This is a genomic window from Acetobacter sp. A11-2 (assembly GCF_040208445.1).
Lineage (GTDB): Bacteria > Pseudomonadota > Alphaproteobacteria > Acetobacterales > Acetobacteraceae > Acetobacter > Acetobacter oryzoeni.
Genome location: NZ_CP157843.1, coordinates 323,858 through 336,929, shown reverse-complemented (window position 1 = coordinate 336,929; position 13,072 = coordinate 323,858). Strand labels below are relative to the sequence as shown.

The 13,072-nt window shown below is 53.9% G+C and carries 10 protein-coding genes; 5 read left to right on the top strand and 5 right to left on the bottom strand.

The window, feature by feature from the left end; translation table 11 throughout:
- Positions 1-15 precede the first annotated feature (15 nt).
- Positions 16-1,047, bottom strand: coding sequence for a mitochondrial fission ELM1 family protein (locus tag ABNV41_RS01640; RefSeq protein ID WP_050818323.1), 1,032 nt, complete (start codon positions 1,045-1,047; stop codon positions 16-18).
- Between the two features lie 129 nt (positions 1,048-1,176).
- Between ABNV41_RS01640 and ABNV41_RS01635 the strand changes: the two genes are divergently transcribed.
- Complete coding sequence (locus ABNV41_RS01635) at positions 1,177-2,379, top strand: DEAD/DEAH box helicase (protein ID WP_050818324.1); 1,203 nt, start codon at positions 1,177-1,179, stop codon at positions 2,377-2,379.
- Here the strand turns inward: ABNV41_RS01635 and ABNV41_RS01630 are convergent.
- Together ABNV41_RS01630 and ABNV41_RS01625 are read right to left on the bottom strand one after the other, a co-directional pair.
- Entirely contained in the window at positions 2,330-3,439 is a 1,110-nt protein-coding gene (locus ABNV41_RS01630; protein WP_087651867.1) for a glycosyltransferase, read from the bottom strand. The two genes, ABNV41_RS01635 and ABNV41_RS01630, sit on opposite strands and share 50 nt — an antisense overlap.
- Before the next feature lie 15 nt (positions 3,440-3,454).
- Positions 3,455-4,663, bottom strand: a complete 1,209-nt coding sequence (locus ABNV41_RS01625) for a glycosyltransferase family 4 protein (protein ID WP_050818326.1) — start codon at positions 4,661-4,663, stop codon at positions 3,455-3,457.
- A 164-nt stretch (positions 4,664-4,827) separates the two neighbouring features.
- Here ABNV41_RS01625 and ABNV41_RS01620 point away from each other — a divergent pair, with 164 nt between their 5' ends.
- The gene (locus ABNV41_RS01620; RefSeq protein ID WP_230844556.1) at positions 4,828-5,886 is read left to right on the top strand and encodes a succinylglutamate desuccinylase/aspartoacylase family protein; all 1,059 of its coding nucleotides are present in this window, start codon (positions 4,828-4,830) and stop codon (positions 5,884-5,886) included.
- Positions 5,887-5,926: 40 nt separating this feature from the next.
- On the opposite strand, the gene glyA is transcribed toward ABNV41_RS01620, so the two are convergent.
- The gene (glyA, locus tag ABNV41_RS01615) at positions 5,927-7,219 is read right to left on the bottom strand and encodes a serine hydroxymethyltransferase (RefSeq protein ID WP_050818328.1); all 1,293 of its coding nucleotides are present in this window, start codon (positions 7,217-7,219) and stop codon (positions 5,927-5,929) included.
- A 181-nt stretch (positions 7,220-7,400) separates the two neighbouring features.
- On the opposite strand from glyA, the gene ABNV41_RS01610 reads away from it, so the two are divergent.
- The 3 genes from ABNV41_RS01610 to ABNV41_RS01600 all read left to right on the top strand — a co-directional run bounded on the left by ABNV41_RS01610 (position 7,401) and on the right by ABNV41_RS01600 (position 10,851).
- Positions 7,401-8,882, top strand: coding sequence for an amino acid permease (locus tag ABNV41_RS01610; RefSeq protein ID WP_050818329.1), 1,482 nt, complete (start codon positions 7,401-7,403; stop codon positions 8,880-8,882).
- Positions 8,883-8,998: 116 nt separating this feature from the next.
- On the top strand, positions 8,999-10,003 hold the full coding sequence (gene hemB, locus ABNV41_RS01605; RefSeq protein ID WP_050818330.1) for a porphobilinogen synthase: 1,005 nt from the start codon (positions 8,999-9,001) through the stop codon (positions 10,001-10,003).
- A gap of 74 nt (positions 10,004-10,077) precedes the next feature.
- Positions 10,078-10,851 carry an arginyltransferase gene (locus tag ABNV41_RS01600; RefSeq protein ID WP_050818331.1) on the top strand — a complete coding sequence of 258 codons (774 nt, stop codon included), beginning with the start codon at positions 10,078-10,080 and terminating at the stop codon, positions 10,849-10,851.
- Positions 10,852-10,861: 10 nt separating this feature from the next.
- On the opposite strand, the gene parC is transcribed toward ABNV41_RS01600, so the two are convergent.
- Positions 10,862-13,066 (bottom strand): DNA topoisomerase IV subunit A, encoded by a 2,205-nt coding sequence (gene parC, locus ABNV41_RS01595; protein WP_050818332.1) that lies wholly within the window; start codon positions 13,064-13,066, stop codon positions 10,862-10,864.
- Positions 13,067-13,072: the final 6 nt, after the last annotated feature.

Here is a 13,072-nt window from a genome sequence, read left to right as displayed (position 1 = left end):
GCACAAACGGCGTGGTTAAAAACCAAGCCGTTTGTGCAGTTCCGCAATAATATAGGGCGTATCATCTAACGGTAACGCCAACCACGGGGCCGGAAGGCGCGTTTCTGTATCTTCCAGCACATGCACGCGCCCAGCCAGTTCCAACTCTTCTATAAAATCACTAATCCGGCGTGAACGCCCCGGCAGCGGATAGATGGTAACTGGCGCACACCCGGCAACCGCTTCTGATATCATCGAAACACTGTCAATCGTGACAATCAGATTATCTGCACAGGCAATCAGTCCTTCGTAGGGGTTTTCCCCTTCCCCATTCCAAACATGGCCACCTGCTTTTTCTACAATATCTGTCAGCACCTTCATGGCTGCCGGGCTTGTACGACGAGAGGGGGTGACAACCAAGCTGCCCCCTTCTGCCTTGAGTGTTTCCACCAAAACCTGCCCAAGACGATGGGCTTCTGCCTCCCCAAAATGAAAACGCCCGTTAGAGCCTCCAACCAAAGCGGCAATAAGAGGGCGTGGCAGTTCTGCAAATTGCGGTTTCCATTGCGCGCGCGCCTGTTCCAAGGCTTCGGGCGTAAGCCCGTGCAATGCTGTGCGACCAAGCAACACGTTTGGGCCAGCAATATCATCGTGCCGACAGGCAACAATCAGATCAAACCGCGAGAGATTTTTACGAGGGTTCTGAATTTGCACCACAGGCCGGTGTGAACCGCGCAAACCAGCACCAACTTCTCCACCCTTACCACCAACACTCACCACAACGGAGGAGTGTGCAAAAGCCGGACATTCTTCCAGATCTACCCCGTCGCTCCCGCGTAAAAAGGGCTTACCAATCCAACGCGGCCCACGCAGCATAATACGGGCCAGTTTACTGGGGCATATGGGGTGAAAAGTGCCATTCCACCCTGCACGTGCTACAAGCCCCAGAGCTTGAGACCGCATACCAGCAAAATCTTCCCCCACAACAAAGGCAGCAACGCCCGCCTGCGTTCCGCAAGACGACATATTTGAACCCTCTGGGGTTCCGGCGTAATCTGCACGCGCCATGATGCGTTATTCCTCTGTTGCGCAAGGGAGAGTGCTGAAAAGCACCCCCGTGTCTTTCTCTCCTTGCCGCTGGAACGGAAAGCGTGCAAGGCGTGTTTGCGCATTCCAGATAAGGAGAAAGGCAACACGATGTCCGGCAGTTTCCATGATCTGGGCCTAGATCCAGCATTATGCGCATATGCGCAGCAGGCGGGCATGGCTGCCCCTACTCCAGTGCAAGAGGCTACTATTCCGGCCATTCTGGATGGCAGAGATGTATTGGTGCGTGCACCCACGGGCACCGGCAAAACGGCTGCCTACGCCTTGCCGCTTAGCCAGAAGCTGCTGAAATCTCGCAAGCCACGTTTTGTGCTGGTTCTTGTGCCCACGCGTGAACTGGTTTTGCAGGTGGAAAAGGTTTTTCGCGCCTGTTTAGGCGAAAGCAAAAAAGGCCAGAAGCAAACACCTGTTACCCTCGTGCCGCTGTTTGGCGGCTCTGACCGCGCAGAGCAGGAGCATTTTCTTGCGCAAGCCACGGGCCGACGCATTCTGATTGCAACACCCGGACGCCTGCTGGACTTTGTTTCCAACCGGATTTGCGATCTTTCAGAATGCGGATATCTGGTTCTGGATGAAGGGGACCGTCTGTTTTCTCCCGAATTTCAGGAAGATACAGAAACACTGCTCTCCTATCTGCCGTCCATGCGGCAAACACTGGTGCTTTCTGCTACCCAGCCCGAAAGTCTTAAAAGCACGCTCCTGAACCTGCTGCATAAGCCGGTTGAAATCAGCATTGAACAAGCCCCCCAAAAGCGCGGCCCCATCCGCCAAGCGGCGTTGTTTTTAGATCCCTCTCAGAAGCCAAGCTTTATTAAGGAATTTTTCAGCCGCGCGCCTAAAATGCGCAGCATTGTGTTTGTGCGCACAAAAGCAGAGGCAGATCAGCTTGCCGCTCTGCTTAAAAAAGCCCGGCTTGCCGCCGCCCCTTTGCATGGAGATATTGCGCAGGATAAGCGCACCAGCACGGTTGCCAGTTTTGAATCCGGGCGGCTCTTTATTCTTGTTGCTACAGATGTTGCGGCACGCGGCTTGGATGTGCCTTCTGTAAAGCAGGTTATCAATTACGATGTGCCAGATCAGCCAGAAACCTATTTGCACCGTATCGGGCGCACGGGCCGTGGCGGAGAAAAAGGATCTGCCCTTACACTATGCACAATGGATGACCGTAAAAGCCTCCGGCAAATTGAGGTTGGCGCTCACGTAAAACTGCGGATTATCAACGCCGAGCAGGCTCTTCCCGCACCTAGCCAGCCTCAAACTGCCTCACGCCGTTCAAAATCTGTTCGGCCATAATCTGCCATGCCTGCTCAGCCTCCCGCTTACCTTGCGTATTCGGTGTGGCAGCAGGCTTATCTTTTACAAATGCTGTAAGTGTTGCTGCAATGCTTTGGGCTTCTGGCTTGCAGAACAACACATTGGGTTGCCCGGCAAACTGTTCAGCCAGACCACTCACATCTGTTGAAATCACCCAACGCCCGGCGGCAAGGGCGGCTGCCCCTACACCACTTTGCGTGGCCTCTCTGTAAGGCAGCACCAGCGCATCCGCCCATGCCAGAAGCTGGCTGACTTTTGTTTCTGGCACCCATGTGTTTTCAATCTGCACATTGGGTAAGCCTGCAAGATGTTCCAGTTCTGCGCTATGGGGCCCTTTACCTGCAATCTGGCAGATATAATCGCCTTGCTTCCCTATAGCTGTAAGAGCTTGCGCCAGCAGATCCAGACCTTTGTAAGATAGTAATCTGCCAAAAAACAGCAGCCGAACCGGCCCTTTATGCGCAAAGGGGGCCGTTTGCTGCCCTTCTGGCGCAACAAACGCAAAAGGTGGATGAAAAGCCACCAGCGCACGCCGCCCACGCATACACCATTGTTTTTCAAGCTGAGCAGCCACATGACGGCTTAATGTAACCGGAATATCAGCAAACCAGACCAGCAGGCGCTGCAAAAACATCTGCCCAACAAAACCATCACCAGGATGAGTTGCAGCATCATGCACCAGCACCACAACAGGCACACCAGCTTTACGCAAAGCTGCCACCATAATCAGATCAAGCGGCCCTGGCATGGCGCATATGGCAACATCAGGCCGAACAGCACGTAACATGCGGCCAAGTGCGTGCACCATACGCGGAGCCTGCAACAAGCGCATAAAAAAGCTGGAAAGGCTTTTGTATGTACGTACCGGTACATCATTATGAAGGTCAGGCTCGGCCTGTAGCACCTCCGCCCCAGAGGAGAGGGAAAGAACAGCAGACGTGTCTGGCAATGCGTTCAGGGCTTTGGCAAGTTCTGCAGCAATACGCGGGCCGGCCCCTTTGCGCCCCCACTGCCAGACAAATACCCGCATGCCGCTCAAACCACTTTTCCTAATCTACTTCTGCAATGCAGCTACTGCATTCAGTAAAGGAGTTGGCCCAAAGGCCCGCAATGCCGCCTTACCAGCAGCCTGCCCAAGCTGGCGGCGCTTGTTGGCATCATCTGCAAGAGTTTGCAATGCTTCTACTGCGCACCAAATATCTGCCTCTGCCCACACAGCTTGAGGTACCTGATACACACCCCGCGCATCTGTAGCTGTTACAAGTTTGTAAGAAATTGGCCAACCACATTCTGATGTTAAGAATTCTGACGTAGCAGACCAATCCGTGGCGATAACAGGGCGTTCCAGAAGCATGGCCTCTGCAGGTACCAGCCCAAACCCTTCACTCCGGTGTAGGGAAAGCACAATATCAGCCTGCTGTGTCATGGCGTACACATCGGGCATTGGCAGCATACGGTTTTCAAAACGGATGTTCTGTGCGCCACCTGCCGCATCCTTCAGGCGCTGCATATCTGCCGCATAATGGTCTGAGCCAGATATTTTCATTACCAACAGGCGGTCTTTCCTGTCTCCAAATGCCTGCCGAAACGCTGCTATAGCCGCCAAAGGGTTTTTGCGCTCAAAACTAGATGCAAGACTAAAGGAAACCAACACCACCACAGCATCCTCAGGCCATCCAAAAGCCTGACGATCCAATTTGGAGGGCTGCGGAGGCACACACGCCAACGGATAGGGCACAATCTTGACCCGGCCAGGCATAAGAGGTTCCAGCGCGCGCGCACTGAAATGCGAAGGTGTCCAGATTTCATGCACGCATGGCACGCCAGCATGCCATTCTGGCGAGATAACCGGTAGCTCCCACACCCAATAGCCCACAATACGGCGCCCAAGCACATGCTTCCGGCCCAGGCGCAAAAGGGCTGCTGGCGTTTGTGGTGCATTTACATGCAGCACCAAAGCCGCTTTTGGATCTGCAAAAACAGAATCCAGCCCGTCTTTCCCCTGCGATTGTAAAAGACCAGCCTCTACCCCTTTTGCACTTACGCCTTGAGAAAGCAGACCTCGCAAAAGCAATCTGGCCCCCTCACCCAAGCCGGAACCCCGGGCTAGCTCTCCTCCAATAATCACATTTGCATCAGCAATCGGCGTGGGATGAACCGCTTTAGGGGCAAGCAAAGCCGTAGCCTTGGCCAATAAACGCCGCCTTTGAGCTACAGGAAACAGACGCCACAAGTGATGGAGAGGATGAAGGGAAGATGTCACTCGTGCTATCCGTCACCTGAAAATAAGAAGAAAGTTGAGACAAAGCAGGGATTGCAGGCCCGCACAACCCACCGCATACTTTTGCCCATGCGGTGCTGTTCCTTCCTTCATTCCCTCATACACGCCGAGATACCCTTGCCAGCATGGCGTCTGGAGAGGGGATTATGAGTTGCGCATCCAAACGGCATGTGCGGCCTGAAAGCGCTTTTCGGTTTCGGGCTGTTTCTGCCTTACTCCCGCCTTCTCCCCCAGCCTTGCCTGCCGTGCGCATTGAATACCCGCCACCAGATATTAGCCCATGGATTGCAGGAAACTGTGGCATTCAAGGTGTGCATCATTTTGAAAGCCGCCGCCCAGGCCCGCATGTGGCTGTTACAGCCCTTATGCATGGCAACGAATATGCCGGAGCCTACGCTCTGCAACAGCTTCTTATGCAGCCATTGCGCCCGTTACATGGAAGGTTGAGCCTGATTTTTCTTAATCTGGCCGCTTACAAAACCTTTAACCCTGCCCGCCCCACATTATCCCGCTTTATAGATGAAGATATGAACCGATTGTGGCGGCCTGAGTTAATTTCCTCTGCTCACACATCGGTTGAAATGCATCGCGTGCGTGAAGTGCTGCCTGTGCTGGAAACGGTAGATATTCTTTTGGATATCCACACCATGCTGTGGCCCGCGCAACCTCTTTTCCTATGCAGCATGGCCGAAAACAGCCGAGATCTTGCTTGCTGTGTATCCGGCGCACAAACCAACCCTCCTGCTGTTGTTCAGGATGGTGGGCATGAGGATGGATTAAGGCTTATTGATTATACACGCTTTAATACACCACATTCATATACACGCGCCTGCCTGCTGGAAGCAGGGCAACACTGGCAAAAAAATGCCGCACAGCAGGCCTTGCTCAGCACCCGCTTATTTCTAGCACAAACCGGCACCCTGCCCTCCGCCCCAACATCAGCAACACCTTCAGATCCTGTAAGGCAAGCTGTTGTGACAGACTGCGTGCAAGCACTGACATCTCGCTTCGTTTTTGTGCAGCCGTTTGCGAGTGGCAGTGTTATCCGCAAAGCAGGCACTGTTATTGCTTTTGATGGGCAGGATGAAATTCGCACGCCCTACAATAACTGTATCTTGGTCATGCCCAATTTGCGCCCCCGCCGTGGGCATACAGCCGTAAGGCTTGCAAAGCGCCTTAACAGCAAAACGGGCATGCAAGCCTAAGCCTACATGCCCGTTCTGAGAGCCTAAAAAGGCTTAAATATTATGCACGGCTATAGATAGGAAACTTAGCGCACAGAGCCTTAACGCGTTCATGCACAGCGTTTTCAACTTCGCTGTTACCCTCACCGCCAGAAGCGGCCAGAGCTGTCAGAACTTCGTCAATCATTTCACCAACCTGGCGGAACTCTTCCTCACGGAAGCCGCGTGCCGTTGCAGCCGGGCTACCCAGACGCACACCAGAAGTGATGGCTGGCTTTTCCGGGTCAAACGGAATGGCGTTTTTGTTGGCTGTAATACCGGCGCGTTCCAGAGCCTGTTCTGCGGCTTTGCCTGTTACCTTTTTGGGGCGCAGATCAACCAAAATCAGGTGTGAATCCGTACCGCCGGTAACAATATCAAACCCACGTTCCACCAGAACTTCGGCCAGAACGGCTGCGTTTTTCTGCACAGCTTTCTGGTATTCCTTAAACTCTGGACGGAGAGCTTCACCAAACGCCACAGCCTTACCGGCAATAACGTGCATGAGCGGGCCACCCTGCAAACCAGGGAACACAGCGGAGTTGATCTTTTTGGCCAATGCTTCGTCATTGGTCAGGATCAGGCCGCCACGTGGGCCACGCAGGGTTTTATGCGTGGTGGAGGTGACAATATGCGCGTGTTCCAGCGGGTTCGGATACAAACCAGCAGCCACAAGGCCTGCAAAATGCGCCATATCCACCATCAGGAAGGCACCAACTTCATCCGCAATGCGGCGGAAGCGGGCAAAATCAATGATACGCGGATAAGCAGAGCCACCAGCCACAATAATGGAAGGTTTGTGCTCACGCGCCAGCCGTTCCATTTCCTCATAGTCCAGCATGCCGTCTTGCTGACGCACACCGTACTGCACGGAATCAAACCATTTGCCGGAATAGTTAGGGGCTGCACCGTGGGTAAGGTGACCACCGGCAGCAAGGCTCATGCCCAGCACCGTATCACCCGGCTTGCCCATAGCCATAAACGCGGCCTGGTTGGCGTTGGCGCCAGAATGCGGCTGCACGTTGGCAAATGCGGCACCAAACAGGGTTTTCACGCGGTCGATGGCAAGGTTTTCAACCTTGTCCACTTCCACACAGCCACCGTAATAGCGGCGGCCGGGGTAACCTTCGGCGTATTTGTTGGTTAGCACGCTGCCCTGAGCCTGAAGCACGGCTTCAGACGCCATGTTCTCACTGGCTATCAGTTCAATGCCTTCCTGCTGACGCTTCAGCTCGCCTTCAATGGCGGCTGCAACATCCGGATCAGTCTGGGCTAGAGACGCATGGAAAAAGCGATCCAGATCCGTGTGGCTCATTCAGGTGTTCCCTCAAAATCAGACAATATGTTCACCAGCATATTTGCCGGGCGGCTGGCGGTGTTCATTCGTTACGTTTGAAACACATCTTGCCAGGATGTGCTGCTGGCCTGTTTATAGAAAAAAAGACCGTTGGAGGCTTCTTACCGCTTTCCGTGCGGCCCGGACAGGAGAAAAATATATGGAGCAGAAGTCTGCCCCCTCTGTAACATCGGCATTTATGCGATGTTTGCCGCTGGACAAGCTACAGGCAGCACCTGGGCTTAAGCGTGTTCTGGGGCCGGGAAGCCTTGTGGCATTGGGCGTTGGCGCCACAATCGGGGCAGGCCTGTTTTCTCTTACCGGCATTGCTGCTTCTGAAAATGCCGGTCCTGCTGTGGTTCTTTCCTTTTTTATTGCAGCCATTGCCTGTGGCTTTGCTGGGCTGTGCTATAGTGAACTGGCCAGCATGATCCCTATTGCGGGCAGCGCCTATACCTATGCGTATGTCACACTCGGGGAAATGATGGCATGGATTATTGGCTGGGATCTGGTACTGGAATACGCCGTGGGTGCGGCCACTGTTGCGGTCAGTTGGTCCCGATATGTGGTATCATTATTGGATTCGTGGGGCATAGTGCTGCCCCCGAGGCTTACGGCTTCACCCTTTGAAACCGTACAGATGCCCGATGGCGGCATGGTCTCCGGGTTAATGAACCTGCCCGCAGTTTTTATTACCTGTCTGGTTTCGTGGATCCTGATCCGCGGGATCTCGCAATCCGCTATGGTGAACGCCGTTGTGGTGGTTATCAAACTGCTGGTGATTGCAGCATTTATCGGCTTTGGCATCCACTACATTAATCCGGCCAATTATCACCCCTTTATTCCACAAAACACGGGCACATTTGGGCAGTATGGCTGGTCTGGCATTATGCGCGCTGCGGGCACCATCTTTTTTGCCTATATCGGTTTTGATGCCGTTTCCACCACCGCGCAGGAAACCAAAAATCCGGCGCGTGATATGCCCATTGGCATTCTGGGTAGCCTGCTGATTTGTGCTCTGGCTTATGTCTGCTTCTCTTTTGTAATGACCGGTCTTGTCAATTACAAAGACATGTTGGGTGATGCCGCGCCAGTGGCTACAGCCATTAACCGCACGCCCTATCCATGGCTACAACTGGCCATTAAAATTGGCATTATCTGCGGGTTTACATCCGTGCTCATGGGCATGCTTTTGGGCCAGAGCCGCGTATTTTTTGCCATGTCCCGCGATGGCCTTCTGCCCCCCATGTTCAGCGCCACACACCCAAAATATCAGACACCGTGGATGTCAAACGTCTTTTTCATGGTCATTATCTGTCTGCTCAGCGCGTTTTTGCCCATTTCTGAGTTAGGGCACATGACATCCATCGGCACGCTTCTGGCCTTTATTCTGGTATGTGCTGGCGTGATGATCCTGCGCCGCAAAGCGCCTGATCACCCACGCGCTTTTCGGGTTCCCGGCGGAGACATCATTCCCGTTCTGGGTATTCTCACTTGCGGCACTGTCATGGTCTCACTTGATGAGCTGACATGGATCCGGCTGATTGTGTGGCTGGCTATAGGAATGGTGATTTACCTAACCTATGGCCGTTACCACAGCGCATTAGCGCGACCCAGCATTCCGCCAGACAGGGTTGCATAAAGCGCACAGGCGCGCATACTTCTGGGCAGCATTCACCCGCCTGTCCCGCCCGCCGTGGTTGGGGTGCTTTTTAGTGCCCCACTACGCCCGCAGGCAGCAGCAAGGAGATCCTGCCCATGATGGCTGGCCGTTTTCCTCTGGCTCGCCCCCGGCGCAACCGGATTGATGATTTCACGCGCCGTTTGGTTGCTGAAAATACGTTGGGCATCAACAATCTGATCTGGCCTATCTTTTTTATGGAAGGCACCAACACGGTTACCGAGGTGTCCTCCATGCCTGGCGTACACCGTGTAACGCTAGACAAGCTGGCCGCACATGTTGAGCCCGCCGCAAAGCTGGGTATTCCGGCTTTGGCTCTTTTTCCCATCACGCCCACAGAAGCGCGGGATGAAAACGGCACGGAAGCCACAAACCCGGATAACCTGATGTGCCGGGCTGCCCGCCTGCTTAAAAAGGAATTTCCGGAAGTTGGGCTGATTGGTGACGTGGCGCTAGACCCCTACACTAGCCACGGCCACGATGGCCTGATTGAAAATGGCTACGTGGTGAATGATCCATCCGTAACCATTCTTTCTCAACAGGCTGTTAATCAGGCTGCTGCCGGTGTGGACATTATTGCCCCGTCAGACATGATGGATGGCCGTATTGAAGCTATTCGGCGTGATCTGGATGGCAACGGGCTAATCAACACCCGTATCATGTCCTACGCGGCCAAATACGCCAGCGCCTTTTATGGCCCATTCCGTGATGCTCTGGGCTCTGGCGGTATGCTGAAAGGTGATAAAAAAACCTATCAGATGGACCCCGCCAACAGCGATGAAGCCCTGCGCGAAGTGGAAATGGACATTGCTGAAGGTGCAGACATGGTGATGGTCAAGCCCGGCCTGCCGTATCTGGATATCATCCGCCGTGTGAAAGATGAATTCCACGTCCCCACCTTTGCCTATCAGGTATCTGGTGAATATGCGATGCTGATGGCCGCCATCCGCAATGGCTGGCTAGACCATGAACGCGCCGTTATGGAAAGCCTTCTGGCCTTCCGCCGTGCCGGAGCCAATGGCATTTTAACTTACTTTGCTATTGAAGCCGCAGAACGTATCCGGGCATCTTTTGGCCAATAAGTTTTTGGTCAATATCACGGCATATGGGCCAGAGTTTTCTGGCCCATAATTTTGTTGCGGGATAACTTCTCCCCATGACGTCATCGCAAGACAGGCCACACTTCTTCTATACCGCTCCCCCCGGTGCCTGTCCGTATCTGACCAACCGTATTGAACGTAAAATACTGGTGGACTTGGCAACTCCAGAGGCCAATTTCCTACATAGCCGCCTTTCACATGCAGGTTTCAGGCGTAGCCATACCTTGGCTTATGCGCCCATTTGCGATGGCTGCTCTGCCTGTATTCCCATTCGCTTGCCAGTCAGGCGCCTTACACCTAATCGAACACAAAAGCGCGCTGTACGGCGCAACGCAGACCTTACGCGCAGCCTCCTGCCCCCCACTGCAACAGATGAGCAATACGCGCTTTTCCGAAGGTATCTGGACAGCCGCCATTCAGATGGTGAAATGGCAGGCATGTCCATGCATGATTACCGAATTATGGTGGAAGAAACGCCTGTAGATACACGGCTTATAGAGTTTCGAGCGCCAGATTCCACGTTAATGGCTGCTAGCCTGATTGATGTTCTGGAAGATGGGCTTTCTGCCGTTTACAGCTTTTATGAACCAGACTGCCCACAGCGTTCGCTTGGCAGTTTTGCCATTCTTTCCTTGGCTGAATTGGCAGTGCAAATGGAGCTGCCATACCTGTATCTGGGATATTGGGTACCAGGCAGCCCCAAAATGGCTTATAAAGAACGCTTCCAGCCCGCAGAAATTCTGCGCCACGGCACATGGCAAAAATTGGATCTCAACCAGCCCCCTCAAACAGAAAGGGCCCATCCGTTTCCGGAAGGCCCTCTGTTTTAAACGGCTGCACTTAAGCTTTTTTAGCAGCCCAAGGCGGCGCAACCTTGCCAACTGCGGCACGACGGCTGACCCAATCCTGCAAATCAGCAAACTGACGCACACGCGCAGTACCCGGCCAGAGCAATCCATCCGCCGCAGTAAACACCACAGCCTGACGTAATCCTCCATCTGAGTATTTTTGCAGAGCAACACCCAAGCCTCGTGTCATAACGGGCAACTGCTCCAATGGGAAAATCAGGAACCGCCGGTTATCCCCTACAACAGCAACGTGGTCTCCCTCTGCTGGCACACATACACGGGCAAACTCACCTTCCTTCAGGTTCAGAACCTGTCGGCCAGAGCGTTTTTCCGCCACCAAAGTTTCATCATCCACAAGCATGCCGCGCCCAGCGCTTGAGGCCACCAAGCGGCGTTTTCCATCTTCTATGGGGAAAACGGCCAGAAGATCCTCATCATTGGAAAGATCAATCAACAGGCGAATAGGCTGCCCATCTCCACGGCCTCGTGGCAGGTCCGCCCCTTTTACGGTATAGGCGCGCCCATCTGTTGCAAAGAAACACAACCGATCTGTAGTCTGGCAAGGAATGGCCAGCTTAAGGGCATCTCCTTCCTTAAACTTTTGGTTTTCCAGATCAACATTGTGGCCCTTAACCGCACGCACCCAACCTTTTTGAGAAAGGATCATGGTGAGCGGTTCACGCTCCACTTCTTCCACCACGGAAATATCAACTGGCTTGGGCGCAGAAAGAATGGTGCTTCTACGCTCACCCAAACGGCCTTTTCCGAAGGCCTTGATCATACCGGTGAGTTCGCGCTCGATTGTTTTCCAGCGCTGTTTTTCGCTATCAAGCAACGCCATCAATGCTGCTTTCTCAGCAGAAAGTGCGTCATGCTCCTTGCGAATTTCCATTTCCTCAAGGCGACGCAAACTCCGCAACCGCATGTTGAGCACGGATTCTGCCTGCAAATCTGTCAGCTTGAACGTGGCTATCAAGCTGGCCTTGGCATCATCCTCTTCACGGATAATGCGGATGACCTCATCCAGATTCAGGTAGACAGCCAGAAAACCCGAAAGAATTTCCAGCCGCCGCTCTACAGCTGTCAGTCTATGGCGGCTGCGGCGTTCCAGCACCTCATGCCGATGGTCCAGCCATGCCTGAATAACCTGTTTAAGCCCCATGACACCGGGTGAGCGATCCGCCCCCAGCACATTCATGTTCAGGCCAAAGCGACTTTCCAGCGGTGTGGCACGGAACAGCGTTTCCATCAGCACTTCTGGTTCTATGCCACGTGTTTTGGGCTCCAGAATCAGGCGGATTTCATCCGTACTTTCATCACGGATATCCCCCAGCAGAGGCAGTTTTTTCTGGTCCAGCAAATCCGCAATCTGCTCAATCAGGCGCGATTTCTGCACCTGATATGGAATTTGCGTCACCACAATATGCCATGTGCCAAAACGGCCTTGCTCAACCTCCCACCGCGCACGCATCCTAAAGCTACCGCGCCCGGTTTCGTAGGCCTGCAAAATGGCATCCGAATCTTCAACAATCAGGCCACCGGTTGGAAAATCCGGCCCCGGCATAAGCTCTAGCAGCTCCTGCGTGGTAGCCGAGGGCTTGCGCACCAGCAGGGCAGCAGCAGCGCATACTTCTGCGGCATTATGGGGCGGAATGCTGGTTGCCATACCCACAGCAATACCTGCCGCACCATTGGCAAGCAGATTGGGGAAGGCCGATGGCAGAACAACGGGTTCCTGCTCCTCACCATCATAGGTGGGGCGGAAATCTACGGCATCATCTTCAATGCCATCCAACAGGGCCACGGCAACTTCTGTCAGACGGGCTTCCGTGTACCGCATGGCGGCCGGGTTATCACCATCAACAGAACCGAAGTTCCCCTGCCCTTCTACCAGCGGGTACCGTGCTGCAAAATCCTGCGCCAACCGCACCAGTGCTTCGTACACCGAGGCATCACCATGCGGGTGAAACTTACCGATAACATCACCCACTACGCGGGCACATTTTTTGAAGCCGGAAGCCGGATCTAGCCGGAGCTGATGCATGGCATAAACCAAGCGCCTGTGCACCGGCTTAAGCCCATCCCGCACATCCGGCAAAGAGCGGGACATGATGGTGGAAAGCGCATAGGCCAGATAACGCTCACTCAGCGCCTCCGCCAGTTTTGTTTCCTCAATATGTCCTGCGGTTTCGCTCATCTGCCA